23 protein-coding genes and 1 pseudogene are annotated in these 24,471 nt (G+C 64.4%); 9 read left to right on the forward strand and 15 right to left on the reverse strand.

Annotated features, from left to right (window positions below; all coding sequences use genetic code 11):
• Positions 1 to 38: 38 nt before the first annotated feature.
• The 9 genes from BLR63_RS11280 to BLR63_RS11320 are packed head-to-tail and all read right to left on the reverse strand — an operon-like array spanning position 39 to position 6,941.
• Positions 39 to 821 carry a 2-keto-4-pentenoate hydratase gene (locus BLR63_RS11280; protein WP_010567591.1) on the reverse strand — a complete coding sequence of 261 codons (783 nt, stop codon included), beginning with the start codon at positions 819 to 821 and terminating at the stop codon, positions 39 to 41.
• Between the two features lie 29 nt (positions 822 to 850).
• On the reverse strand, positions 851 to 1,822 hold the full coding sequence (locus tag BLR63_RS11285; protein WP_010567590.1) for an NAD(P)H-dependent flavin oxidoreductase: 972 nt from the start codon (positions 1,820 to 1,822) through the stop codon (positions 851 to 853).
• Positions 1,823 to 1,865: 43 nt separating this feature from the next.
• On the reverse strand, positions 1,866 to 2,678 hold the full coding sequence (gene hcaB / locus BLR63_RS11290) for a 3-(cis-5,6-dihydroxycyclohexa-1,3-dien-1-yl)propanoate dehydrogenase (protein ID WP_010567589.1): 813 nt from the start codon (positions 2,676 to 2,678) through the stop codon (positions 1,866 to 1,868).
• A 10-nt stretch (positions 2,679 to 2,688) separates the two neighbouring features.
• Positions 2,689 to 3,219, reverse strand: a complete 531-nt coding sequence (locus BLR63_RS11295) for a 3-phenylpropionate/cinnamic acid dioxygenase subunit beta (protein WP_010567588.1) — start codon at positions 3,217 to 3,219, stop codon at positions 2,689 to 2,691.
• 9 nt (positions 3,220 to 3,228) lie between these two features.
• Positions 3,229 to 4,578, reverse strand: coding sequence for an aromatic ring-hydroxylating dioxygenase subunit alpha (locus BLR63_RS11300; protein ID WP_010567587.1), 1,350 nt, complete (start codon positions 4,576 to 4,578; stop codon positions 3,229 to 3,231).
• 39 nt (positions 4,579 to 4,617) lie between these two features.
• Positions 4,618 to 4,971 carry a non-heme iron oxygenase ferredoxin subunit gene (locus BLR63_RS11305; protein ID WP_010567586.1) on the reverse strand — a complete coding sequence of 118 codons (354 nt, stop codon included), beginning with the start codon at positions 4,969 to 4,971 and terminating at the stop codon, positions 4,618 to 4,620.
• Positions 4,943 to 5,818, reverse strand: coding sequence for a DODA-type extradiol aromatic ring-opening family dioxygenase (locus BLR63_RS11310; protein WP_010567585.1), 876 nt, complete (start codon positions 5,816 to 5,818; stop codon positions 4,943 to 4,945). The genes BLR63_RS11305 and BLR63_RS11310 overlap by 29 nt, the downstream gene beginning before the upstream one ends.
• 4 nt (positions 5,819 to 5,822) lie before the next feature.
• Positions 5,823 to 6,119, reverse strand: a complete 297-nt coding sequence (locus BLR63_RS11315) for an extradiol ring-cleavage dioxygenase (protein WP_042947676.1) — start codon at positions 6,117 to 6,119, stop codon at positions 5,823 to 5,825.
• 6 nt (positions 6,120 to 6,125) lie between these two features.
• Positions 6,126 to 6,941 (reverse strand): alpha/beta fold hydrolase, encoded by an 816-nt coding sequence (locus BLR63_RS11320; protein ID WP_010567583.1) that lies wholly within the window; start codon positions 6,939 to 6,941, stop codon positions 6,126 to 6,128.
• Between the two features lie 295 nt (positions 6,942 to 7,236).
• Here BLR63_RS11320 and BLR63_RS11325 point away from each other — a divergent pair, with 295 nt between their 5' ends.
• The 9 genes and pseudogenes from BLR63_RS11325 to BLR63_RS11365 all read left to right on the forward strand — a co-directional run bounded on the left by BLR63_RS11325 (position 7,237) and on the right by BLR63_RS11365 (position 16,300).
• Complete coding sequence (locus tag BLR63_RS11325; protein WP_010567582.1) at positions 7,237 to 7,818, forward strand: TetR/AcrR family transcriptional regulator; 582 nt, start codon at positions 7,237 to 7,239, stop codon at positions 7,816 to 7,818.
• A 456-nt stretch (positions 7,819 to 8,274) separates the two neighbouring features.
• Positions 8,275 to 9,312, forward strand: coding sequence for a branched-chain amino acid ABC transporter permease (locus BLR63_RS11330; RefSeq protein WP_010567581.1), 1,038 nt, complete (start codon positions 8,275 to 8,277; stop codon positions 9,310 to 9,312).
• The gene (locus tag BLR63_RS11335) at positions 9,312 to 11,078 is read left to right on the forward strand and encodes a branched-chain amino acid ABC transporter ATP-binding protein/permease (protein ID WP_010567580.1); all 1,767 of its coding nucleotides are present in this window, start codon (positions 9,312 to 9,314) and stop codon (positions 11,076 to 11,078) included. The genes BLR63_RS11330 and BLR63_RS11335 overlap by 1 nt, the downstream gene beginning before the upstream one ends.
• 5 nt (positions 11,079 to 11,083) lie before the next feature.
• Positions 11,084 to 11,839 carry an ABC transporter ATP-binding protein gene (locus BLR63_RS11340; RefSeq protein WP_231998187.1) on the forward strand — a complete coding sequence of 252 codons (756 nt, stop codon included), beginning with the start codon at positions 11,084 to 11,086 and terminating at the stop codon, positions 11,837 to 11,839.
• Positions 11,840 to 11,889: 50 nt separating this feature from the next.
• On the forward strand, positions 11,890 to 13,026 hold the full coding sequence (locus BLR63_RS11345) for an ABC transporter substrate-binding protein (RefSeq protein ID WP_010567578.1): 1,137 nt from the start codon (positions 11,890 to 11,892) through the stop codon (positions 13,024 to 13,026).
• Between the two features lie 31 nt (positions 13,027 to 13,057).
• On the forward strand, positions 13,058 to 14,338 hold the full coding sequence (locus tag BLR63_RS11350) for an OprD family porin (protein ID WP_042947696.1): 1,281 nt from the start codon (positions 13,058 to 13,060) through the stop codon (positions 14,336 to 14,338).
• 14 nt (positions 14,339 to 14,352) lie between these two features.
• Positions 14,353 to 14,439, forward strand: a pseudogene (locus tag BLR63_RS11355) (hypothetical protein); the annotation flags it as partial.
• A gap of 200 nt (positions 14,440 to 14,639) precedes the next feature.
• Positions 14,640 to 15,353 carry a Rieske 2Fe-2S domain-containing protein gene (locus tag BLR63_RS11360; protein ID WP_010567575.1) on the forward strand — a complete coding sequence of 238 codons (714 nt, stop codon included), beginning with the start codon at positions 14,640 to 14,642 and terminating at the stop codon, positions 15,351 to 15,353.
• The gene (locus BLR63_RS11365) at positions 15,350 to 16,300 is read left to right on the forward strand and encodes a PDR/VanB family oxidoreductase (protein ID WP_010567574.1); all 951 of its coding nucleotides are present in this window, start codon (positions 15,350 to 15,352) and stop codon (positions 16,298 to 16,300) included. The genes BLR63_RS11360 and BLR63_RS11365 overlap by 4 nt, the downstream gene beginning before the upstream one ends.
• Positions 16,301 to 16,306: 6 nt before the next feature.
• Here the strand turns inward: BLR63_RS11365 and BLR63_RS11370 are convergent, their stop codons facing one another.
• From BLR63_RS11370 to BLR63_RS11395, 6 genes are all read right to left on the reverse strand, one after another.
• Complete coding sequence (locus BLR63_RS11370; RefSeq protein ID WP_010567573.1) at positions 16,307 to 17,020, reverse strand: GntR family transcriptional regulator; 714 nt, start codon at positions 17,018 to 17,020, stop codon at positions 16,307 to 16,309.
• A 57-nt stretch (positions 17,021 to 17,077) separates the two neighbouring features.
• Entirely contained in the window at positions 17,078 to 18,832 is a 1,755-nt protein-coding gene (locus BLR63_RS11375) for an acyl-CoA dehydrogenase family protein (RefSeq protein ID WP_010567572.1), read from the reverse strand.
• A 43-nt stretch (positions 18,833 to 18,875) separates the two neighbouring features.
• Positions 18,876 to 20,117 carry a thiolase family protein gene (locus BLR63_RS11380; RefSeq protein WP_010567571.1) on the reverse strand — a complete coding sequence of 414 codons (1,242 nt, stop codon included), beginning with the start codon at positions 20,115 to 20,117 and terminating at the stop codon, positions 18,876 to 18,878.
• A complete protein-coding gene (locus BLR63_RS11385) occupies positions 20,114 to 21,988 on the reverse strand; it encodes a feruloyl-CoA synthase (protein WP_010567570.1) in 1,875 nt (624 codons plus the stop codon). Before BLR63_RS11385 ends, BLR63_RS11380 begins: the two co-directional genes overlap by 4 nt.
• Before the next feature lie 62 nt (positions 21,989 to 22,050).
• The gene (locus tag BLR63_RS11390; protein ID WP_010567569.1) at positions 22,051 to 23,499 is read right to left on the reverse strand and encodes an aldehyde dehydrogenase; all 1,449 of its coding nucleotides are present in this window, start codon (positions 23,497 to 23,499) and stop codon (positions 22,051 to 22,053) included.
• Between the two features lie 77 nt (positions 23,500 to 23,576).
• Complete coding sequence (locus tag BLR63_RS11395; RefSeq protein WP_010567568.1) at positions 23,577 to 24,407, reverse strand: p-hydroxycinnamoyl CoA hydratase/lyase; 831 nt, start codon at positions 24,405 to 24,407, stop codon at positions 23,577 to 23,579.
• Positions 24,408 to 24,471 lie beyond the last annotated feature (64 nt).

Genomic DNA, 24,471 nt, shown 5'->3' on the forward strand with positions numbered 1-24,471 from the left:
GGTCGTCAGCCCGGCAGCAGGGTTGTCGCCTGCCGGTCTCAGCCGAACCGACAGCTCACTTCACCCAAGCGGGTGAGGCGCAGGCGCACGCTGTCGCCCGCCACTACCGGCACCATGGGCCCAAGGGCGCCCGACAAGAGCACGTCGCCCGCCTGCAGCGGACGGCCGGTCAGGGCCATGGTGCGCGCCAGCCACAGTGACGCGTCCAGCGGGTTGCCCATGCACGCAGCCCCCACGCCGATGGCCGCCTGGGCAGCGTTCTTCTCCAGCAACATGCCTTCGAGCGCCAGGTCCAGGCCGCGCAGGCTGACGGGGGTCTTGCCCAGCACGTAGAGGCCCGACGAGGCGTTGTCGGCCACGGTGTCGACCAGGGTGATCTTCCAGTCCTCGATCGCCGAATCGACGATTTCCAGGGCCGGCAGCACATGGTCGACGGCGCGCAGCAGTTCGCCCAGGGTCGTGTCGGGATGGGGAAGATCGCGCCCCAGCACAAAGGCGATCTCGCCTTCGACCTTGGGCTGGATCAGCCGGCTGCTGTCGATGGTCTCACCGTCGCGGTATTCCATGTCGGCGAACAGCATGCCGAAGTCGGGCTGATCGACGCCCAACTGCTGCTGCACCGCCAGGGACGTCAGGCCGATCTTGCGCCCGCTCAGGCGCCGACCGGTCGCCAGGGCGGCCAGGGTGTTGATCTCCTGCACAGCGTAGGCATCCTGCAGGGACTGGATGTCAAAACGCTCGGAAATGCGTGGGCAAGGGCTGCGACTCGAGCGCGCCAGGGCCAGCGCAGCAGCGGCAGCCTGAAGGTTTTCGTGGTGCATGGGGTTGCTCCTGAACGGTTCGGGATGACTCACAACGTACGTGCGCGGCTTTCGCGGTAACCCTGGTGCAACTCGTCCACCAGTTGCGCCACGCTGTAGGTGCCGGTGATCTGGCCTACGCCCTGCCCCGCCGACCACACGTGCTTCCAGGCCTTGTTGGCTGTGGCGATGTCACCGGAGAAGTCGATGCTCGCGCGGCTTTCGGCACCGGGGTCGATGCCGGCCTTTTCCAGCGAGGGGCGCATCCAGTTGGCGAGCACACCGCTGACCGCCTTGGTGGTGGTTACGTCATCCAGCGAGCAGGCCACCAGCATGTCGCGGTAGGCGGGTTCCACCAGGCTTTCGTGCGCGGCGATCAGCCGGGTGCCGACCAGCGAGAAATCGCAGCCCAATACCTGGGCGGCGTGAATGTCGCGGCCGTTGGAAATCGCCCCGGCCAACCCCAGGGGGCCGTCCCAGAACTGGCGCACTTCGGCGACGAAGGCGAACGGGTTGTAGCTGCCGGTATGCCCGCCCGCGCCGTTGCACACCAGCACCAGGCCATCGACGCCGGCGGCCACCGCCTTGCGTGCGAGGGCCGGGCTGATGACGTCGGCGATCACCACGCCGCCATAGGCGTGCACGGTTTCAAGCACGCGCTTGGGGCTGCCCAGGGCCGTGGACACGATGGGCGGCTGATAACGACGCACCAGGTCACGCTCGGCCTCGAAGCGGTCATAGGTGCTGTGCACGATCATGTTGAGCATCCATGGCGCCCACTGCTCGCCACGTTGCCGGGCCAGGTCACGCTCGCGGGCGATCTGCTCCAGCCATTGCTGCAATTGCTCGACCGTGCGCGCATTGGGCGCGGGCAGGCTGCCGACGATGCCGGCCTGGCAACAGGCGGCCACAAGGTCCGGCCCCGACACCAGGAACATCGGTGCCGCGAGTACCGGGAGGTTGAGCCCGGCAAACAGGTTCAGGAGTTGCTGTTGCGGTGCACTCAGGCTTGTTCTTGTCATCACGCATGTCTCTTATTTTAGTGATCCAGGCACCGGCCCGGGCTCAGGCCTTGCGCGGTTTGGCCGCACCGGCGCTGCGGATCTCCCAGCCGCCGTCGCTGTGGATGATGTTGGCGGTGGTCAGGCCGGAATTTTCCCGCGAGGCCAACAGCACGTAGTGCCCGGTGTGGTCTTCGGGCTCGGCAATCCGTTGCAGCGGCACCGCTTGCGCCGCCCCCGCTTCGAAGCCGGGGATCTGGTTGAGGGGCACACTGCGGCTGTTCAGCCCTTCAAGACTTTTCATCGGCGTGTTGGTCGCCCCCGGCGCCACGCCGTTGACGCGGATGTCCGGTGCCAGCTCGTAAGCCAGCTGGCGAATCATGCCCACCAACGCATGCTTGGCGGTGACGTAGAGAATGCCACCGCCGCCGGCATAAAAGGCACTGTTGGAGAGGGTAAAAATCATGCTGCCCCTGGTTTGGCGCAGTGCCTCGATCGAGGCTTGGGCGCCCAGCAGATAACCCTGCACGTTGGTGGCGAAGAGTTTCTGGAATGCCGCCTCGAAATCCTGCGGGGCAATCCGATCCAGGCGCGTGAAGTAATCGAACACGGCGGCGTTGCCGACGAAGGTGTCGAGCTTGCCAAACGCCTCCAGGGTCGCCGCCACCGCGCGCTGGTTGTCCTGATACCGCGACACATCCCCCTCAATGGTGATGATCGAGTCGCCCAGGGTGTCAGCCAGCGCGGCCAGTTGCGCCGCATCGCGGCCCATCACCGCGACGCGCGCGCCCTCGGCCACGTATCGACGGACGATGGCGCTGCCGATCCCGCCGGTGCCACCGGTGACCAGGGCCACCTGCCCTTTTAACCAAGCCATATGCCAGCCCTCAGAGGAAGGTGTTGATGTTCTTGCACAGCAACATCGCGTTGGGGATCAGAATCTTGCGCTTGAGCAACTTGAGGCCGTCGGCTTCCAGGCGCAGCACATCCTCGCGCCGGCCGGCGATCTGGTGATGCTCGTCCAGGCCGCGGCTGCGCACGTTGATAAAGCACGAGTAGGCCAGGTATTCGCCAGGCGCCGCACCGGCGTATACCTCGATGTTGCTGACCAGGTGCACGTTGCGCGTCGGCGGGTTCTCGGCCCAGGCCGACGGCTGCTTGAAGCGTGCCACGCGGCGCTTGAGTTCGCGCATGCCGTCATCGAAGAAGGCCATGTGTTCCAGGCAATACGGCCCGGATTTGTCCTCGCGACGACGGTTCTCGATGCCCGGCATCCAGTAGTGGATGTCTTCGCTGAGAGCGTGCAGCCACGCGTCCCAGCACTCCTCGTCGAGCAGGCGCGCTTCGCGCAGCAGGAACTGTTCGACGCGGCGGGTTTCCTCGACTGAAACGAGGCTGTCCTGTTGTTCGTGTGTCATCTGGCCCCCTCAGCGCAGCGTGCCATTGCGGTCTGGAACATCGGCCCAGGTCGGTGCCTGCAGCAGGTCCTTCCAGCGCTGATAGAACGCCCGCGCATTACATTCGTTGAGCTGGCCCTTGAACACATTGCCGGGCAACTCGCTGTCTTCCAGGCGGGTGTGCATGCCCAGGCCGACGTACAGGTCCTGATAACGCGTGACCACGCCACGGCTGCTCTTGGTGCAGTATTCCCAGTTCTCGCCGTCGTCCATCTCGAACACCCCGGTGGGCGAGAACGTCATCATCGCGCCGCGCCGCCATTTGTCCTTGATCTCCTGCGGGGCGTTCTTGTTGACGATCACCCAGGTGAACAGCTCGATTTTGTGCGGCCCGCGCGGCTGCCAGATGCGCACGGTGTTCTGCCCCGGCAGAAAGGAAAAGTTGGGGAACACGGTGAACGAGGAAATCGCCCCGATCAGTCGCGAGCGGAATTCGCCGAGACGGTCCGCCACCTTCGGGCGCAGCACGTGCAGGTATTTGTTGATGTCTTTCTCGCCCAGGGTCGCGGCGTTGCCGACCACGTCGGTGGCGAACTCGTAGCCGTGGCCGTTCCAGTTCACCGAGTACGACTCGGGCAACGCGCCGACGTTCGCCACCGGCCCGCCGAGCATGGCCTTGGCCGCCGAATCGTGGGTCCAGCCGCCGTGGAGGATGTCGCCGACGAAGTTCTCGGCGGCGATTTTCCAGTTGCACTCGATGGTGGAACGGATGCAGCCGCCAAGGAACTCGCTGCCGCCTTCGTCCATGTCGAGCATCACGTCCATGTACCAGGTCATGGGCCCGAGGTACTCCTCCAGGGTCGGTGCATCACTGGCGAACGTGGCGAAGACCAGGCCTTTGTAGCTGGCGACACGGGCTTCGCGCAGGCCATGCTTGGACTTGTCGAACTGGCTTTCTTCGTAGCATTTGGACTCGTGCATGCCCATCAGCCGCCCGCCATCGGCGCCGAACGACCAGCCATGGTAGTTGCAGATAAAACCACGGGCGTTGCCGGCCTCGGCAAAGCACACCTTGTTGCCGCGATGAGGGCAGGCATTGAGGAAGACCTTGATCGAGGCGTCCTTCTGGCGCACCACCAGCACTTCGTCTTCACCCATCGAGGTGGTCAGGTAGTCGCCGGACTTGGGCAACTGGGACTCGTGGGCGACGAACAGCCAGCAGCGCGCGAAGATTTTCTCCAACTCCTGCTCGTAGATCGCCGGGTCCCAGAAGACTTTGCCGGAGAGGCGCCCTTCTTCCATGTCGCAGATGCGGTCGAGGTTGCCCAGGGCGGGCGTGCTTTCAATGGTTCTGAGCGGTATGTGTTTGTTGTTATCCATGGTTCAGACTCACAGGAATACGGTTGAACAGCGGCCCGATCACACCGGGCTGTTGGCGGCGGCCAGCGCCTCGTCGGCCTCCAGGGCGACGTCGGCGAACACCTCGCGGTCGGTGACGATGACCTTGTAGGTGCGCAAGTGGCGCTCGCAGGGAAACGTCACCGCCTTGCCGCTGGGCACGTGGAACTGGCCCCAGTGCACCGGGCAGGTGATCAGGTCGTCTTCCAGGTCGCCCTCGGCCAGCGACGCGGTGGCGTGGGTGCACATGTCGGTGGTGGCGTAGAAAGTGCCGCCCAGGTTGTAGACGCAGATGGCGTCGCCCTCGCTGTGGGTGACTTTCTTCAGTTCCCCCGGCGCCAGCTCATCACGTTGGCAAAGTAATACGCGGCTCATGCTCGGCCCTCACACTCAGTTGTACAAAGCCCAGCCCGGTGACCCATGCGGGTACGGCTTCATAGGCAATCACTTCACCCTGCGGGCGCTCGATGGCGGCCAGGGCGCAGGCGAAATTACGGATTTCCATCGCGCCGTTGCCGGCCCGGCCCAGGATCTCTTCGTCGCTGTAGGCGCACAGGGCTTGCAGGTCGCCATTGACGCCGTGGGCGAGAATCTCGCGGTCGAAGTCTTCGGCGACCCGGCCCATCTCGGCGGTGCCGACCCAGTGGCTGATCCCGCCACTGCCGATAATCACCACGCGCTCGTCGGCATCGAACGCTTCGACGGCCGCGCGCAGTTGCCGGCCCAGGTCGGCCGAACGCTTGAGCGAGATGTACGGGTCGACGCCGCACGCCAGGTACACCGGGATGCTCGGCAATTCACGCCCGAGCAATGCCTCGGCCGGCTTGACCACCAGTTGGTGCGGAATGGAAAAGGAATGGTCGACGGTAAAACTGCGCGCCACGGTCCAGTCCACGCCGTGCCCATCGCCGTGTTCGACAATATGCGTGGCCAGCGCTTCGTGGTTGCGTACCGCGCCACGGTCGAGCCCCGGCAGGCGGTCGATGGGGCCATCCACATCACCGGTGCCGATCACATAGCGCGGCAGGCAATGGGTGCCGAACAGGATGTAATGGTCGCAACCGACGATGATCACCGAAGTCGGCTGCAAGGCCGCCAGGCGTTCGGCGCAGGTTGCGTAGGCGCCCCATACCGCTTCACGTTGCGCCAACGGCGGCGCGTCGGGTGCCACGAACATTACCGGGTCATGCGGCATCCAGAAGCCGCCTACTATCTTGCCCATCGGTTCACCCCTTGAGCGCGGCGGAAAACCCCGCGCTGTGTTCGTCGGTAGCGCCCAGGCGCTGTTTATAGAGGCTCATGTTGCGGTCAGGGGCAAGCTCCTGCCAGAAGCCCATGGTCAGCATCGGGTTGACTCCCGCCGCCTGCAGCCCGGCGACGTCGAACTCGACGATCATGCGGACTTCGTCCTCGTCCAAGGCAAAACGCCCGAGGAACCCCGCCGCGTCCTGCCGGAAGCGCTCCTTGGCCGCCCGCTCGACGCACAATTGCCAGAGCGCACGCTCCATTACGTTTCTGCTCATACCGGCTTACTCGCTGAGGAAATCGCGGACCAGCGCGGCAAAGCGGCGCGGCTGCTCACTCTGCACCCAGTGCCCACAGCGCCCGAACAGGTGCAGGTCGGCATCGGGAATGCTGTTGGCGATCAGCAGCCCGCACTCGGGCGGCACCACGCGGTCTTCACGACCGTGCACCACTAGCGTCGGCGCGACGATCTTGGCCAGTGCGGCGGCGGGAAAGCCTTTGACCAGGGTCGGGCCGTCGACGGCCGGCTGCGGAATCAGTTTGCGCAGCGCCTGCTGGGCACCGGGGCGTGCACTGGCTTCGTAACGGGCCTGCACCATCGCATCGGTAATCAGCGACACGTCATAGGGGAACAGCTTCATCAGCTCGCGCATGTTGTCCAGGGACGGCTCGTATTCCCAGGCACCGCGCAAGCCCGGGGTCTGTACGAATTCACCGGCCGGGGTGCCGAGCAGCACCAGCTTGTTGACCCGCTCCGGCGCGAACACCGCCAGGCCGATGGCCAGGGCGCCGCCGAACGAATTACCGATGAACGAGGCTTTTTCGATGTCCAGCGCATCCATGATGCCGAGCAGATGGCTGACCCACAGCTTGATGTCGTACTTGGCGTCTTCCTTGAACTCGGTGAAGCCGAAGCCGGCGATGTCCGGCACGACCACGCGCCAGCGATCAGCGAACACTGGCACGGTATTGGCCCAGTTGGCCCAGCCCGATACACCGGGACCCGAACCATGCAACAGGAACAAGGCCTCGCCCTGACCGGCTTCGTGGTAGTGGGTCTTGTGCCCTGCTGCGAGCAGAGTCTTTGGATTTGCGCTCATGTCGGCCTCCGGTTCTTATTCTTAACATACAGATGTGTATCTGTATGCTATTTACCGTTTTGACCTGCGTCAATTAAAAAAATATGGGTTTGTGCAAATAATCCGAAAGCCAACCTACACACATGTACTCTTGAATCAGGACCTGTGCAGGGGCCGTGCGCGGGCCACTGCGGGTGCAGCGGCAATAGCGTCGTGGTTGTAGCGGGCGTTAGAATGGCGGCTCGCTGCCAAGGCGGGCGTCGAACGCTGCTGTGCCCTGGCGCTTATCCAGCTTGTTGGACAAGGCCCCTAGACAATGTCATCACGCACTAACCTCACGCGGGAAGATTGGATTCATGCGGCACAGGAAGTCCTGGTTACCAGCGGCGTCGACGCTGTGCGGGTCGATACCCTGGCCAAAGAACTGAAGATCACCCGTGGCAGCTTCTACTACCACTTCAAAAGTCGCGGGGAACTGCTCGAAGGCATCCTCGGCAACTGGCGTGCGCGCGCCACCGAAGATGTGATCCTGCACCTGCGCAACGCCCACAGCTCGCCGCTGCAACAACTGCAACGCCTGCTCGAACTGCCCTCCCACGGGCAGACCGCCAAGGACGCCGCCTCGATCGAACTGGGCATTCGCGGCTGGGCCCGTCGCGACAAACAGGCACGCCAGGCCATCGACGAAGTCGACAGCCACCGCCTGAGCTACATCGAAGGCCTGCTGATCCAGGCTGGCGTGCCCAGCGGCGATGCCCAGGACCGTGCCTATCTGATCTATGCGTACCAGATCAGCCTGTCATTGCTGCACAGTGAAGACACCCCGCAACAACGCCTGGAACGCAGCCAGCGCATGGCCGGTATCCTGATCCCCGAATCCTGCACCCTCCCCGCCTGAGCCCGGATGCCGACAGACGTCGGCATCCAAAAAAATACATGGATGTATCTTTCAAGATCAAAAAACAGCCAGGACAGCTGATCCTGCGTTGTTATCGAGCAAAAAGACATTTTATTTTTTGCATAAAAAACAAATAGATAAATCAGTAAAACCCCTTTAAACAAACCGTTACATCCGGGCCTATTGACAAAGCGCCCACCCTCCCGCGTAGTCTATACATACACATTCACATGTGTATTTTAAAGCGGTGTACGGCGCTCCCTCAGGCTTATCCACACGACAATAAGAATAGAAAACGGGTACCTCACTATGCACTTGCATGCACGCCTCCGCATGGCCGCACCCTGCGCGCCCGGCATTCCACACTCCCGACGACATCACCCTGACACAGCGTTGACCGACATCCGCTGTCGCGCACTCCCGCCTCCCTTCCCTACCGCTCGCTGAGGCCTGCTCATGGATATTTCGATACTGGCGTTTCTCGCCCAGGACGGCCTGACCACGGGTGCGATTTATGCCTTGGTGGCGCTGGCCCTGGTGCTGGTGTTTTCGGTGACGCGCACGATCCTGGTATGCCAGGGCGACTTCGTCACCTACAGCGCCCTGACCCTGGCCACCCTGCAACTGGGGCTGATGCCCGGCACCCTGTGGCTGCTGATCGGCTGTTCACTGGCCGCCTGCACGCTGGACAGCATCGCCGCATGGCGCCGTGGTCAATCGCGACGGGTTCCCGGCCTGCTAGTGCGCTACCTGGGCTTGCCGATGATGCTGTGGGTCGTGCTGGACACCTTCGAGCTGGCGGGTTTGCCGGCCGTGCTGCAAATCCTGCTGACCCTGGCGCTGGTCACGCCGCTGGGGCCGCTGTTGTATCGCCTGGTGTATCAACGGGTGGCCGAAACCTCGGTGTTGCTGCTGCTGATCGTGTCGGTGGCCGTGCACATCACGTTGGTGGGCCTCAGCTTGCTGATGTTCGGCGCAGAAGGCGTGCGCACCGATGCCCTGGCCGAAGCGGTGTTCATGCTCGGTGAGCTGCCGGTGGGCCTGCAAAGCCTGTTGGTGATCGCCAGCGCCCTGCTGCTGATCGGCCTGCTCTACGCATTCTTCGGCCACAGCCTGTATGGCAAGGCCCTGCGCGCCACGGCGCTGAATCGCAAGGGCGCGCAACTGGTGGGCATCCCGACGCAACTGGCCGGTAAGGCGGCGTTCGGCCTGGCGGCGTTGATCGGCGCCATTTCCGGCGTGCTGATCGGCCCGCTGACCACCCTGTACTACGACTCGGGCTTTCTGATCAGCCTCAAGGGGTTTGTCGCCGCCATTTTCGGCGGGCTGGCCAGTTACCCGATTGCGGCGGCCAGTGCGTTTTTCGTCGGCGTGCTGGAGAGCTTCGCCAACTTCGGCGCCTCGGCCTACAAGGAGGTGATCGTGTTCACCCTGGTGATCCCGGTCCTGCTGTGGCTTTCGTTGAAGCACCCTCACCTTGAGGAGCAACACTGATGATCCGTCGACTGATCCCCCTGCTTGCCCTGCTGCTCCTGGCCGGCCTGGCACCCCGGCTGCTGCCCAGCTTCCACGTCACCCTGCTGAATTACATCGGCCTGTATAGCCTGGTCGCCCTGGGCCTGGTGCTGCTGACCGGCATTGGCGGCATGACCTCGTTCGGCCAGGCCGCGTTCGTCGGTATCGGCGCGTATGCCAGCGCCGTGCTGACCACCCACTATGGCCTGTCACCCTGGCTCGGTTTGCTCGCAGGACTGGCGATCACCCTGGTGGTTGCCACCGCCCTGGGCCTGTTGACCCTGCGCCTGGCCGGCCACTACTTGCCCATCGGCACCCTGGCCTGGGGCCTGGCGCTGTTCTACCTGTTCGGCAACCTGCCTGGGCTGGGCGGCTTCGGCGGCCTGCAAAACCTGCCGAACATCAGCCTGTTCGGCTGGCAGATCCGCGACTCGGCCGACTTCAGCCTGCTGATCGGAGTGCTGCTGGTGATCAGCCTGTGGCTGCTCGACAACCTGCTGCACAGCCGCCAGGGCCGCGCCATCCGCACCCTCAAGGATTCCGCCGGCATGGCGGAGGCGATGGGCATCGACACGGCGCGCAGCCGCTTGCAGGTGTTCATCATTGCGGCGCTGCTCGCGGCGTTGTCGGGCTGGCTGTATGCGCACCTGCAACGGGTGGTCAACCCCACGCCGTTCTCGGTGGTGATGGGGATCGAGTACCTGTTCATGATTGTGCTCGGCGGCGTTGCCAGTCTCTGGGGCGCACTGCTCGGCGCCACCCTGCTGACCCTGATCAAACAGGTGCTGCAAGACGTACTGCCACAACTGTTCGGACACGCCGACAACGTCGAGATGATTTTCTTCGGCGTGCTGGTGATCCTGGTCCTGCAATATGCCCGCGGCGGTCTGTTGCCGGTGCTGAGCCGCCTCGTCCCGGCGGCAAAACCCCGTCCGCTGCCCGAGCACGCGGCCCATGCGCTGCCGCGCCGGACGATGCCCGCCAATGGGCAGCCGTTGATGGTCGCTGAAGGCCTGCTCAAGCAGTTCGGTGGACTGGTGGCCAACAAGGACATGGGCCTGACCGTCCATGGCGCCGAAATCACCGCGCTGATCGGCCCCAACGGCGCCGGCAAGTCGACCCTGTTCAACCTGTTGTCCGGGGTGCTGGCGCCCAACGCCGGCCAGATCGTTTTTCTCGGCCAACGCATCGACGGCCTGTCCCCGCGCGCCATCGCCCGACTGGGCGTCAGCCGCACCTTCCAACACGTGCGTCTGCTGCCGGACATGAGCGTGCTGGAAAACGTCGCCCTCGGCGCCCACGCACGGGGCAAGGCCGGGCTGCTGCGTTCGATGCTGCATTGGGAGCGCAAAGAAGAAGCCGCGCTGCTCGCCGAAGCCAGGCGCCAGATCGAACGCGTGGGCCTCGGCGACGCCCTGCACACCCCCGCCGGCAGCCTGCCGCTGGGCCAGCAGCGCATCGTCGAAATTGCCCGCGCGCTGTGCAGCGATCCCCTCTTGCTATTGCTCGACGAACCCGCCGCCGGGCTGCGCTACGGCGAAAAACAAGCGCTGGCGCACCTGCTCGAACAACTGCGCGGCGAAGGCCTGGGCGTGCTTCTGGTGGAGCACGACATGGAGTTCGTCATGGGCCTGGCCGACCAGATCGTGGTGATGGAGTTCGGCCAGCGCCTGGCCGGCGGCACGCCCGTGCAAATACAGCAAAACCCCGCGGTGCTGGCCGCCTACCTTGGAGGTGTCGAATGAGTCGCTTGCTGGATGTGCGCAACCTGTCCATCAGCCATGGCAAGGTCGAGGCGGTGCGCCAACTCGACCTGTGCCTGGAAGAAGGCCAGATCGTCAGCCTGATCGGCCCCAACGGCGCCGGCAAGACCACCTTGATGGCGGCACTGATCGGCCTGCTGCCGTCCCAGGGCCAAGTGACCTACGCCGGTCAGCCGCTGCTGGCTCACCACGATGTCGCCCAGCGCATCGACAAGGGCATGGCGCTGGTGCCGGAAAGCCGCGAACTGTTCGGCCTGATGAGCGTCGAGGACAACCTGCGCCTGGGTGCCTTCAGCCGGCATCGGCGCGGCTTTCGCGACCATCAGAACACCCTCGACGAAGTCTTCGGCCTGTTCCCGCGCATGTACGAACGGCGTCACCAGCAGGCCTGCACCCTGTCGGGCGGCGAGCGCCAGATGCTTGCCATCGGCCGCGCGCTGATGGCCAAGCCGCGCTTGCTGATGCTCGACGAACCGAGCCTGGGCCTGGCGCCGCGAGTGATCGGCGAAATCTTCACGATCTTCGAGACCCTGCGCCAGAGCGGCGTGTCGATCCTGCTGGTCGAGCAGAACGCCCGCGCCGCGTTGAAGATTTCCGACTACGGCTACGTGCTCGAAGTCGGCGAGATCGTGCTTGAAGGCAGCGCCCAGGCCTTGGCCAACAACCCCCAGGTGGCCGAAATCTACCTGGGCCGCAGCCCCGCTCAAACCACCACGGAGGTCCCCCGCGCTACCGGCACGTAGCGCCCTGCCACAGCCCTTGCCCCACCATAAAAAAAATATCAGGAGCGTGTATGAAAGCCATTTTTCCCTTGTTGTTGCTCGCCTCACTGTCTGCCGCCGCACAGGCGGACATGACCGTTGGCGTGATTCTCTCCACCACCGGCCCCGGTGCCTCGCTGGGGATTCCCGAGCGCAATACCGTGGCCCTGTTGCCCCAGGAAATTGCCGGCCAGGCGGTGAAATACGTGGTCCTGGACGACGGCAGCGACAGCACGGCCGCCGCCAGGAACGCGCGCAAACTGGTGAGCGAAAACCGTGTCGACCTGCTGATCGGCTCCACCACCGTGCCCACCTCGGCGGCGGTCGCGCAAATCGCCAAGGAGAGCAAGACCGCGCAGATCGCCCTGGCCCCCTTCGCTCCGGCCAGCGGCGAGCAAGCCTGGATTTTCACCGTTGCCCAGACCAACGCCCTGATGGCCGAGGCGCTGATCGAGCATATGCAAAAAGCCGGCGTTAAAACCCTGGCGTACATCGGCTACAACGATGTGTGGGGCGAGGACTGGTACAAAGTGCTGAACCAGATGGCCCCGGCGGCGGGCATCCAACTGGTACGCGACGAGCGCTTCAACCGCACCGACTCGTCAGTCAGCGGCCAGGCCCTGAAGGTCATGAGCAGCAAGCCCGACGCCGTGTTGATCGGCGCCACCGGCACCCCCGCCGCCCTGCCCCATACCGAACTGCGGCGCCTGGGTTACAAGGGCGCCATTTATCACACCCACGGCGCGGCCAACAGCGCGTTCCTGCGCATCGGCGATAAAGCCCTGAACGGTGCGATCCTGCCCGTGGGCCCGGTGGTGGTGTGGGACAAACTGCCCGCCAGCCATCCATCCAAAGCCATCGCCAGCCAATACGCCCAGGACTACCAGGCCCAGTACGGCGCCAACAGCCTGTCGCCGTTCGGCGCCTACCTATACGACGCCATGCGCCTGGTGGAAGCCGCCGTGCCCGCCGCGCTCAAAGGCAGCACACCGGGCACGCCGGCGTTTCGCGAGCAACTGCGCGACCAGCTCGAGCAGACCCGCAACGTGGTCGGCACCCACGGCGTGTACAACCTGAGCGCCACCGACCATTTCGGCCACGACCAGCGGGCGCGCGCGCTGGTGACGGTACAGGACCAGCAATGGGTCCTCTTGCATGCCCCTGAATAACCTCGACGACAATAATAAAAAGGTCACCTCCATGAGCACTCTGAAACGGGTTCACACCACCCTCGCCCTCGGTACGCTGTGCAGCATCAGCCCCGCGCTGCTGGCCCAGGGCTTTATCGAAGACAGCAAGGCCACGCTGACTTCACGTAACTACTACTTCGACCGCGACTACAAAGGTGATTCGGCGCAATCGGCGACCCGTGAATGGGCGCAGGGTTTTATCCTGCGCTTCACCTCCGGCTATACCCCTGGCACCGTGGGTTTCGGCCTGGATGCCCAAGGCCTGCTCGGCCTGAAACTCGACTCCAGCCCCGACCGCACCGGCACCGGCCTGCTGCCGTACGACCCCGTCACCCGCGAACCGAACGACAGCTATTCGAAACTGGGGCTGACCGCCAAGGTCAAGGTGTCGAACACCGAATTGCAGGGCGGCACGCTCGCGCCGTATCTGCCCATCCTGTTTGCCAGCCCGACGCGCCTGCTGCCCCAGACCTTTCGCGGCGTCCAGCTCAAGTCCCAGGACATCGACAACCTGACGCTCAACGCCGGCCGCCTCGACCGCATGAACCAGCGCGACTCCACCAACTACCAGAAGATCACCCTGGCCTCGCCCAACCGACGCTTCAACGGCGCGGCCGAATCGGACAGCTTCAGCTTTGCCGGCGGCGACTACAAATGGTCCGACGCCCTCACGCTCAAGTACTACCACGCCGAACTTGCGGACATTTATCGCCAGGACTTCCTCGGCTTCGTCGACAACCGTCCACTGGGCCCAGGGCGGGTGAAAACCGATGTGCGCTACCACATCAGCGGCGAAGACGGCCCCGCCAAAGCCGGCAAGGTCGACAACCGCACCTTCGGCGTAATGAGCACCTACAACCTGGGCGCCCACAGCCTGGGGCTCGGTTACATGCAACTGAACGGCGACACGGCGATGCCCTACATCGCCGGCTCGGAACCGATGGTGGTCAGCGAAGGCGCCTTGAGCAGCGAGTTCCTCAACCCCAAGGAACGCACCTGGCAAGTCCGCTACGACTATGACTTCGCCGCCCTGGCGGTTCCCGGTCTCAAGGGCATGCTGCGGTACCTGGACGCCAGCCATATCGAACTGCCGACCGCCTTGGGCGGCAAAGATCGCAGCGAGAGCGAGAAAGACATCGAGCTGTCCTACGTGGTGCAGAGCGGCACCTTCAAGAACGTCGCATTCCGCTTGCGCCACGCCTGGTACCGCAATGACTTCGCCCCGGTCGCATCGTTTCGCGATGACAACGAGCTGCGGGTGAACATCGATTACACCTTGGCGCTCTGGTAACGTCCCGCCAGGACAAGCGCCGCATGGTCGGCGGCCAGGAAGACATGATTGTCGACGTGGCCCTCGACCTGCTGAACCTCAACTGCAAGCCGACAGGCTGATCATCGCGCCGGCCTTGCGACAGCAAGGAAGAACTGCTGGCGCTGATGATTCGCCACTGAAAACATGCCATTAATGGATCCATTAAAAACAGGAATGACCGATAATCGCCCAATAAACCCCGATTACCAGATTGACTCTCCAAGCAGCCTCCAATTTAATGGATCCACAAATAAAAAAATCCATTGCCTGGAGAGTCACCATGTACCCCAAGAACACGTGGTATGTCGCCTGTACCCCCGATGAAATTGCGCAAAAACCCCTGGGCCGGCAGATCTGCGGCGAAAAAATGGTGTTTTATCGTGGCCATGAAGGTGCCGTGGTGGCCGTGGAGGATTTCTGCCCTCATCGCGGCGCGCCGCTCTCCCTGGGTTATGTCGAAAACGGCCGGCTGGTCTGCGGCTATCACGGCCTGGTCATGGGCGGCGACGGCAAGACCGTCGACATGCCTGGGCAGCGCGTGCGGGGTTTTCCCTGCAACAAGACCTTCGCCGCCGTTGAGCGTTATGGCTTCATCTGGGTGTGGCCGGGGGATCAGAGCCTGGCCGACCCTGCGCTGATCCACCACCTGGAATGGGCCGTGAGTGATGAGTGGGCCTATGGCGGCGGGCTGTTCGATATCCAGTGCGATTACCGCCTGATGATCGACAACCTGATGGACCTGACCCACGAGACCTACGTCCACGCGTCCAGCATCGGCCAGAAGGAAATCGACGAAGCACTGACCGCCAGTATTCGCGAAGGCCAGGGCAAGATTTTCAGCGAGGACCTGGAGATGCTCGAACGCCAGCAACAGAACCTGCTGGCTCACCCGGAGCGCAACCTGCTCAAGCTGAATATCGATGCCGGCGGTGTGCAATCGCGTAAGGTCCTCGAACGACTGATCGCCAGGGAACGCGCCGGAGAACCGACATGATTGAGGTCGTGGTGACAGCCCGTCGCACGCAAGCCCAGGACATTTGCAGCTATGAACTGGCCAGCGTCGATGGCCAGCCGCTGCCGGCCTTCAGTGCCGGCGCGCATATCGACGTGCACCTGCCAGGTGGGCTGGTGCGGCAATACTCCCTGTGCAATCACCCAGAAGAACGGCATCGCTACCTGATCGGCGTGCTCAAGGACCCGGCGTCACGGGGAGGCTCGCGCAGCCTGCATGAACAGATCCACGAAGGTGCCCGCTTGCAGATCAGCGCACCGCGCAACCTCTTCCCCCTGGCCCACGACGCCCGACGTAGCCTGCTGTTTGCCGGAGGCATCGGCATCACCCCGATCCTGTGCATGGCCGAGCGCCTGGCCCATATGGGCGCCGACTTCCACCTGCACTATTGCGCCCGCGCCGAAGAACGCGCGGCGTTTGTGCAGCGCCTCAAGGCGTCGGCCTTTGCCGAGCGGGTGCACTTGCATTTCGATGAACAGCCCGACACCGCCCTGAATGCCGCCGAAGTGCTGGCGGCGCCCGAAGACGATGTGCACCTGTATGTCTGCGGCCCCGGCGGTTTCATGCAGCATGTGCTCGACAGCGCCCGGGCTCAGGGCTGGCAGGAGGAGCGTCTGCATCGCGAGTATTTCGCCGCAGCGCCGACCGACAATCGTCTCGATGGCGGATTTTCAGTACAGGTCGCCAGCAGCGGCCAGGTCTTCGACATCCCTGCCGACAAGAGCGTGGTCCAGGTCCTGGAAAGCCATGGCATTGAGATTGCCGTGTCCTGCGAACAGGGGATTTGCGGCACCTGCCTGACCCGCGTGCTCGACGGCATCACGGAGCACCGCGACCTGTTCCTCACCGAACAGGAGCAAGCGCTCAACGACCAGTTCACGCCCTGCTGCTCGCGCGCGAAGACCCCGTTGCTGGTGCTCGATATCTGACCCCCATCACGGCGCGGGCAGAATGACCTTCATCCGTTCGTTGGCAGTGGCGGAACTGAAGATCTCGGCATAACGCAAGGTCGCGTTGGCATGCTCGCGCATGATGGCTTCGGCCCGCGCGCCCTGGCGATTGACCAGGGCATCGAACACCGAGTGATGTTGCATGTGGGCATAGTTGAAACGTCGGTACTCACGGGCCATGTCTTCGCGATCCACCGCCAGCGCCGTGACGGATGCGAACGGCAGATGGTCGTTGCGCGCCAGCGCGTCGGCGATCGCCGGGTTGTGGCTGCCTGCGACGATGACGTGGTGAAAGCGCATGTTCAGGTCGTGATAGACCTCAAGGTCATCCTCGGTCACGTAGCCCTTGTCGAACAACTGGTCGCCTTCGACCAGGCAGCGCTCGAGCGTTGCACGCGCCTCATCGGACAAACCGCGCTCGGCGGTCTGACGCGCCGCCAGGCCTTCCAGCACGCCGCGCACTTCGACGGCGCCGGCGATGTCGCTGGCGCTGACCGAACGCACTTGATAGCCGCGCCCGCCAAACGGCACCAGCAAGCCTTCCTGCTCAAGGGTTCGGAACGCCATGCGCACGGGCATGCGCGACACGCCGAAGCGCTGCGCCGTGGGAATCTCCATCAGCCGCTCGCCGGCCGCCAACTCTCCGCTGGCAATCATCTTGCGCAGTGCGACCAGCACCAATTGACCGGGTTTACTCATCCAGGCGACTTCCAGAAAAACCGTGGGTCGCCATAGTACCGCAAGCGCCTGGCCTCGTCAGACGAACGCCAAGGCCGCGCACGCAGCGTCTATCGCCCCCAAGTGCTGGGCCAACCGGGACGGCAGGTAATCGAAAAAGAACCCGGCGCTTTGCAGCTTGGCGGCGCGCAGCGGATCGTCGTCGGGCAATGCCCTGGACACCCGCGCGGCCCGTGCCCAGGCCATGGCCAGCAGGGTCACGCCACAGAGTTGGAGAAAGTCCGGCGCCGCCCGATAGGGATACTCGCTGTCGTGTCGCGTGCGCTCGCGGATGGCCTCGACCACATCGGCCAGCGTGTCACACAGGCTGCCGAGTGCGCGGGCGAACCCCGCGCACTCGGCATATTCACCACCCTGCCCGGCCTCGGTACGCAGCGCTGCCAGCAGCAGGCCGAAGGCACGCCCGTCGTCCCCCAGCACCTTGCGCAGCAGCAGGTCATTGGCCTGGATCTCGTTGCTGCCCTCATAGATCATCGCGATGCGACTGTCCCGTAGCGTTTGCTCGATGGCGAACTCGGCGACGTAGCCGTAGCCGCCGAACACCTGCAACCCATTGCTCGCCTGACGAAAACCCTGCTCGGTGAAAAACGCCTTGATGATCGGCGTCAGCAACGGCGCCAGTTGGCCGGCGCTTTCGCGGGCCTGCGGGTCGGGGTCATGCTCGGCCTGATCGAGCAAGTGCGCAGCCCAATAGCCGATGGCGCGCATGCCCTCGCTGGTGGTGCGCAACTCCAGCAGCACGCGGCGCATGGCCGGGTGATACAAAATCGGGTCCGCCGCCTGGGCTGGCACCCCTTGGGGGCGTGACGGTGCGCGCATCTGTACGCGCTCGGCGGCGTACTGCCGGGCGTTCTGCCACGCGGCCTCGACATGCCCCAGGCCTTGTAGGCCGACATGCAAGCGCGCCGAATTCATCATCACGAACATCGCCGCCAGGCCGCGATTGGCGTCGCCGATCAGCCAGCCTCGAGCACCGTCGAAGACCAGGGAACAGGTGGCGCTGCCCTTGATGCCCATCTTGTGTTCAATGCCGTCACACCGCACACCGTTGAGCTGGCCGTCGTCGAGTAACTTGGGCACCAGGAACAGGGAAATCCCACGACTGCCCGGCGGTGCATCGGGCAAGCGCGCCAGGACCAGGTGCAGGATATTGGCGGTCAAGTCGTGCTCGCCGCCGGAGATAAACAGCTTGCTACCGCTCAGGCGGTAACTGTCATCGGCCTGCGGCTCGGCGCGACAGCGCAGCAAGCCCACATCGCTGCCGGCCTGGGGCTCGGTCAGGCACATGGTGGGCAAGGCCTGGCCGCTGACGATATCGGGCAGGTAACGCGCCTGCAGCCAGGGCGCGGCGTGGGCCTTGAGGCACAGGTAGGCGCCGTGGGCGATCCCGGTGTACATGGCCCAGGCGTGATTGCTGGCGTAGAGCATCTCTTGCAGCGCGGCGTCGAGCAGTTGCGGCAAGCCCTGCCCGCCCAACGCTTCAGCACACGCCAACGCGGGCCAGCCGCCGTCGACATAGGCGCGATAGGCCTCGGCAAACCCCTCGGGGGTGCTGACCTGGCCGGCGGCCCAGCGGCAACCTTGACGATCACCGCTGCTGTTCAACGGCGCCAGCACGCCCTGGCTGAAGCGCCCGGCCTCTTCCAATACCTGAACGGCCAAGGCCATGTCCAATGCCTCGAAGGCCGGACTGCGACTCCACGCCTGGGGGGCTTGCAGCCAGTGTTCCAGCACAAATTGCATGTCGCGCAGGGGCGCCTGATAGCTCCACATAGGAAACCTCATCGAATCAAAAAAAGGAGTGCGGCTTAGAAACTCAAGCGCGATACGCCGGGTTCTCGATCAACAACGCCATGCCCTGCCCGCCGCCGACACACGCAGCGGCAATCCCGTAGCGCAGGTTATGCGCGCGCAATTGCCGGGCCAGGGTCATGACCAGGCGCACGCCGGTGGCGGCCAGTGGATGCCCCAGCCCGAGGGAACCGCCCTGGACGTTGAGCCGGCCGCTGTCCAGCTCCAGTTCCTGGACCACCGCCAGCACTTGGGCGGCCTGGGCTTCGTTGATCTCGAAGCGGCCGATGTCGTCCAGGCTCAACCCGCTGCGTTGCAGCAGCAGACGGATCGCCGGCACCGGGCCGATGCCCATGAACTCGGGGGCTACGCCGACCACCGCGCTGGCCAGCAGCCGGGCCAGGGCCGGACGCGTACAGGCCGAGGCACGCCCCACCAGCGCCGCCGCCGCGCCATCGACCACCGCGCAACTGTTGCCGGCGGTTTGCACGCCGTCCGGGTGCACGGCGCGCAAGCGTGCCAACGCCGCAAGGGTGGTGGAACGCGGGTGACTGTCTTCGGTGACCGCATCGGCGCGGCGCGCCAGGCTGATGCCCCTCGGCCGATACCCCTCAAGCTCGAACACCTGGTTATCGACCGTGACGATCTCGTCAACCCAGGCGCCGTCACGCTGCGCCTGCAAGGCGCGCTGATGGCTGTCGCGGGCGTAGCGGTCCACCGCCTCGCGGCTCAGGCCATGGCGACGCGCCAGGTTGTCGGCGGTGGCGATCATGTCCAGGGCCGGCGCCGGGTCGTACAGTGCCTCCCAGAGAAAATCCTTGAATTGCACCGCGCCGCCGAGACGAAAGCCATCGCGGTGGGTGTAGGCCGCAATCGGGTTGCGCGACATCGACTCACTGGCCACACACAACACCAGTTGGGCCTCGTCGCGCAGCTGCTCGGCGGCCTGGCGCAACAGCTCGAAACCGGTGGCACAGATGCGCTGTACCCCCAGCGCCGGGACCGACTGCGCCACACCGCTGTACAAACCGATATGCCGGGGCAGCAAATACGCATCGAAGCTGGCCTGGGCCATGGAGCCGGCCAGCACGCTGTCCACCGCCAGGGGGTCGATGCCCGCGCGGGCCAGCACTTCACGGCCGACCTTGATGCCCAGGTCGATGGGTGAAACCTGGGACAGCGCCCCGCCGAGGTCGACCCACGGCGTGCGCACCGCCTCGAAAATCGCCGCATCGGCGAATGCCGAGTATTGGCCGATGCGCTTCAAGGCTGGGACCCGGCACGCAGGATCGTGACGTCCTCACCGCGATACAGCGCCTCGACCTTGGCGGCACGCCATTGCAACACCGCACGCTGGTTGATCGAGCCCTTGTCGGTGATTTCCCCACGGTCGATGGACGCGGGCTCGTCGAGCAACGCAATCCACTCCAGGCGACTGGCATTGCCGGTGGCCTCGCGATTGAGGCGCTGCAACCAGTCTGCGAACCAGTGGCGCACCGGCGCGCTGGCCAGCACCTCGGCGTCGCTGGCCTCGGCGTTCAAACCTGCCAGCCGGCGGCATTCGTAGAGTCTGGGGAACACCAGGGCCCCCAGGCATTCGCGGTCCGGCGCGGCAATCACCAGGTCCTGCACATAGGGCGAACCTTCGAGCACCGCGCGATTGCGCAACGGACCGACACTGACAAACACGCCGGAGGACAGTTTGAAGTCCTCGGCAATGCGCCCGTCGAACATCAGCCCCAGTTGCGGCCGATTCGGGTCGGCCAGCTTGATCGCATCCCCCGAGCAATAAAAACCCTGTGGGTCGAAAACCTCGGCGGTTTGCTCGGGGGCGCGCCAGTACCCCGGCATGATGTGCGGCCCGCGAAAGCGGCCTTCGAACTTGCCGTCCACCGGTACCAGCCGCACCTCGCAGCCCGGCGCGGGCAAACCGATATAACCGGCCATGGACAGCGGCCCGGTGGTGAAAGTGCAGGACGGTGCGGCTTCGGTCATGCCCAGTCCGGCCATCATGCGGATGCGTTCGCCGCAGTGCAGCTCGGCCACGCGGTCAAGACGATCCCAGACACTTTGGGAAAGGCCGGCGGCGGCGAAAAAGAACAGTTTCATCCGCGCAAAAAACCGCTCGCGCAACTCAGCGTCCTGCTCCAGGGCGCTGACCAACTCTTCCCAGCCCTTGGGCACCGTCAGATAGGCCGTAGGCGACACCTCCTTGAGATTGCGCAGGGTCTCGGCAAACCCCTGGGCCGTGGGTTTGCCTTCGTCGAGGTAAAAGGTGCCGCCGTTGTAAAGCACGATGCCGACGTTGTGGCTGCCGCCGAATGTGTGGTTCCACGGCAGCCAGTCCACCAGCACTGGCGGTTCTTCACCGAACACCGGAAAGGTCTGCAACAGCATTTGCTGGTTGGCGCAGAGCATGCGCTGGGTGGTGATCACCGCCTTAGGCAATTTAGTCGAGCCCGAGGTGAACAGAAACTTGGCGATGCTGTCCGGACCGGTGGCCATGAAGGCCTGGTCGGCGGCACTGCCAGCGGCGGTTTGCAGCAGGCTGGCGAAGCTGACTTGGGCGCGCCCCGGCACGTGGCCGCGCACGCTGATCAGCGGCGTCTCGGCGGGCAATACCGCGTCGATCGCGCGCTGGTAGGCCGCCGCATCGCTGACGAACACCAGCCCCGGTTGCAGCAGGTCGCAGACATGCCGCAGCTTGGCGAAATCCTGGGACAGCAATGAATAGGCCGGCGACACCGGGCAGTAGGGAATGCCGGCGTACATCGCCCCGAGCGCCACCTGCAAATGCTCGATGTCGTTGCCCGAGAGCAAGGCCAGCGGCTTATCCGCCGACAGCCCATAGCTCAAAAGGCCCTGGGCAATCGCGCGCACGCTGTCGAGCATTTCACGGTAACTGACCCGGCGCCAATCGCCACCGCGCTGGCGTGCGGCGATAAACGTCTGCTCGGGCCGCACCTGGGCCCAGTGCACCAGCCGGTCGAGCAAGCGCGTCGGCAACTCGGCCAGGGGTTCCAGGGAGCGCATATGCAGCACGCCCTGCTCCTCAGTGACCGCCACCGGTGCGTGGCCGATGGAGACCTCGCGGTATCGCGGTGCGGGCTGGGGTTGCGATCTGAATTCGGAACTCACAAGGGTGTCCTCCATCAAGGCGGATCAACGCCGCCTTGTTATTGTTATGTCGCGGCGCCTGCTCAGATCGGGTAGTGCCGTGGCCCGTTCTGCAAGGTCACCCAGCGCAACTGCGTGAAGTGCTCGATGGAGGCCTTGCCACCAAAACTGCCGTAGCCGCTGGACTTGACCCCGCCAAAGGGCATCTGCGCCTCGTCATGCACGGTCGGGCCGTTGATATGGCAAATGCCCGATTCCACCCGCTGCGCCAGGGCCAGTGCACGCCCGGTATCGCGACTGAAAATCGCCGCCGACAGGCCAAACTCGGAGTCGTTGGCCAGGCGCAGCAGCGCTTCATCGCCGTCACCGCGCAGCAGCACCGCCACCGGGCCGAAGGATTCTTCGCGGTACAAGCGCATGTGTTCGGTGACGCCATCGATCAGGGTCGGCTGCAGGATGCTGCCCTCCAGTTGCCCACCGGCCACCAGGCGCGCGCCCTTGCCCAGGGCGTCGTCGATCAGCGCTTTGATGCGGGTGCCGGCGCTGGCGTCCACCAGGGAGCCGAGTACCGAATCCGGCGCAGCGGGGTCACCCGCGTGCAGGGTCGCGAGCTTGGCGGTGAGCTTGGCGATAAACGCATCGGCGACCTTGGTGTCGACGATCAAGCGCTCGGTCGACATGCAGATCTGCCCCTGGTTGAAGTAGGCGCCAAACGCAGCCGCTGCCACCGCCGCGTCCAGGTCGGCGTCGTCGAGCACCAGCAGCGGCGCCTTGCCGCCCAGTTCCAGCAAGGCTGGCTTGAGGTGGCGCGCCGAGAGTTCGCCGACGATCCGCCCGACATGGGTCGAACCGGTGAAGTTGACCCGGCGCACGGCAGGGTTGGCGATCAGCCGCGCAACAATCGCCGCGGCATCTTGCGGGGCATTGCTGATGACATTGACCACCCCATCGCCCAGGCCGGCATCCTGCAAGACCTGGCCGATCAGGCGATGCACCGCCGGGCTCAGTTCAGAGGCCTTGAGCACCACGGTATTGCCGCAGGCCAGCGGCATGGCGATGGCACGCGTGGCAAGAATGACCGGGGCATTCCATGGCGCGATCCCCAGCACCACGCCGCAAGGCTGACGCAGGGCCATGGCAAAACTGCCCGGTACATCGGAGGGGATCACTTCACCGGTGATCTGGGTGGTCATCGATGCCGCTTCGCGCAGCATATTGGCCGCCAGGCGTACGTTGAAGCCGTACCAGTTGGCCATGGCGCCGGTTTCGCCGGCGGCGGCGATGAACTCATCACTGCGCGCCTGCAATTGCTCGGCGGCGTTGAGCAAACGGGTGCGGCGTTCGTTCGGGGCCAGCGCGGCCCAGGCGGGAAACGCGGCTTGGGCGGCAGCCACGGCGGCATCGGCATCTTCCAGGGTCGCGGCGGCAACCCGCGAAACCACGTCACCGGTCACCGGGTTGCGACGCTCGAAGGTTCGACCGTCGCGGGCGGGGCACGACTGGCCGCCAATCAACAGGGGCACGTCCAGCATGGTGATTCCTCTTTATTGTCTTTATCGGGAACACGTTCAAGCAGGGTCACAACAGTGCGGCCCGCAGGCCGCACACTTCAGCGTTTATACGCCTGCAGGCCAGGCTTGATGCTTTTGTCGTCGAGGAACTGCTTCATGCCCTGCTCGCGTCCGCCTTCGGTGTCGAGCAAGCGCGACTGATCGAGCTTGGCGTAGAGGTAATCCTCGTTCTGCTCCCAGGTCAGCTCGCGGCAACGCTTGAAGCCATGCTTGGCGGCCCGCAGCACCACCGGGTTTTTCTCCAGCAGGTTGCGCGCCAGTTCGATGGTCACTTCGCGCAGTTGCGCCAGGGGCACGCTTTCGTTGACCAGGCCCATCTCGGCAGCTTTCTGCCCGCCAAAGGTCTTGCCGGTCATGATGTAGTAGAGCGACTGGCGATGGCCCACGGTGTCGGCCATGGCCTTGCTCACCAGGTTGCCCGGTGGGATGCCCCAGTTGATTTCCGACAGGCCGAAGGTGGCTTCATCGGCACAGATCGCCAGGTCGCACGCCACCAATGGGCTGAAGCCGCCGCCGAAGCACCAGCCATTAACCATGGCGATAGTGGGCTTGGCGTACATGCGCAGCAGTTTCCATTGCCATTGCGAGGCTTCGCGGCGGATTTTTTCCTGGAGGATTTCCGGGCCGGCGTCCACTTCGCGAAAGTATTCCTTGAGGTCCATGCCAGCGGTCCAGGCTTCGCCGGCACCGGTCAGCACCAGCACGCCGGCGGCGGGGTCCTGCTCCAGGGTTTCCAGGACGTCGATCATTTCCCGGTTCAGGGTCGGGCTCATGGCGTTGCGTTTTTCCGGGCGATTGAGAATGACCCAGGCAATGCCTTCCTCGATCTCTACCTTGACGGTGGTCCAACGGCCTTCGTAATTACTCATGACGGTACGCTCTTGTTCTGGGTTGGAAGATGAGTCGAAATTAAACCGCAAATATAGTTATGTC

It is taken from the genome of Pseudomonas extremaustralis, from assembly GCF_900102035.1.
In the GTDB taxonomy this organism is placed as follows: Bacteria; Pseudomonadota; Gammaproteobacteria; order Pseudomonadales; family Pseudomonadaceae; genus Aquipseudomonas; species Aquipseudomonas extremaustralis.

Bases quoted from the DNA above. Each gene is read 5' to 3' on its own strand.
- BLR63_RS11300 (WP_010567587.1), bottom strand. From the start codon at position 4,578: ATGGATAACAACAAACACATACCGCTCAGAACCATTGAAAGCACGCCC.
- BLR63_RS11365 (WP_010567574.1), top strand. From the start codon at position 15,350: ATGATTGAGGTCGTGGTGACAGCCCGTCGCACGCAAGCCCAGGACATT.
- BLR63_RS11345 (WP_010567578.1), top strand. From the start codon at position 11,890: ATGAAAGCCATTTTTCCCTTGTTGTTGCTCGCCTCACTGTCTGCCGCC.
- BLR63_RS11315 (WP_042947676.1), bottom strand. From the start codon at position 6,119: ATGAGCAGAAACGTAATGGAGCGTGCGCTCTGGCAATTGTGCGTCGAG.
- BLR63_RS11325 (WP_010567582.1), top strand. From the start codon at position 7,237: ATGTCATCACGCACTAACCTCACGCGGGAAGATTGGATTCATGCGGCA.
- BLR63_RS11375 (WP_010567572.1), bottom strand. From the start codon at position 18,832: ATGTGGAGCTATCAGGCGCCCCTGCGCGACATGCAATTTGTGCTGGAA.
- BLR63_RS11395 (WP_010567568.1), bottom strand. From the start codon at position 24,407: ATGAGTAATTACGAAGGCCGTTGGACCACCGTCAAGGTAGAGATCGAG.
- BLR63_RS11310 (WP_010567585.1), bottom strand. From the start codon at position 5,818: ATGGGCAAGATAGTAGGCGGCTTCTGGATGCCGCATGACCCGGTAATG.
- BLR63_RS11305 (WP_010567586.1), bottom strand. From the start codon at position 4,971: ATGAGCCGCGTATTACTTTGCCAACGTGATGAGCTGGCGCCGGGGGAA.
- BLR63_RS11295 (WP_010567588.1), bottom strand. From the start codon at position 3,219: ATGACACACGAACAACAGGACAGCCTCGTTTCAGTCGAGGAAACCCGC.
- BLR63_RS11370 (WP_010567573.1), bottom strand. From the start codon at position 17,020: ATGAGTAAACCCGGTCAATTGGTGCTGGTCGCACTGCGCAAGATGATT.
- hcaB (WP_010567589.1), bottom strand. From the start codon at position 2,678: ATGGCTTGGTTAAAAGGGCAGGTGGCCCTGGTCACCGGTGGCACCGGC.
- BLR63_RS11330 (WP_010567581.1), top strand. From the start codon at position 8,275: ATGGATATTTCGATACTGGCGTTTCTCGCCCAGGACGGCCTGACCACG.
- BLR63_RS11285 (WP_010567590.1), bottom strand. From the start codon at position 1,822: ATGACAAGAACAAGCCTGAGTGCACCGCAACAGCAACTCCTGAACCTG.
- BLR63_RS11350 (WP_042947696.1), top strand. From the start codon at position 13,058: ATGAGCACTCTGAAACGGGTTCACACCACCCTCGCCCTCGGTACGCTG.
- BLR63_RS11390 (WP_010567569.1), bottom strand. From the start codon at position 23,499: ATGCTGGACGTGCCCCTGTTGATTGGCGGCCAGTCGTGCCCCGCCCGC.
- BLR63_RS11280 (WP_010567591.1), bottom strand. From the start codon at position 821: ATGCACCACGAAAACCTTCAGGCTGCCGCTGCTGCGCTGGCCCTGGCG.
- BLR63_RS11360 (WP_010567575.1), top strand. From the start codon at position 14,640: ATGTACCCCAAGAACACGTGGTATGTCGCCTGTACCCCCGATGAAATT.
- BLR63_RS11320 (WP_010567583.1), bottom strand. From the start codon at position 6,941: ATGAGCGCAAATCCAAAGACTCTGCTCGCAGCAGGGCACAAGACCCAC.
- BLR63_RS11335 (WP_010567580.1), top strand. From the start codon at position 9,312: ATGATCCGTCGACTGATCCCCCTGCTTGCCCTGCTGCTCCTGGCCGGC.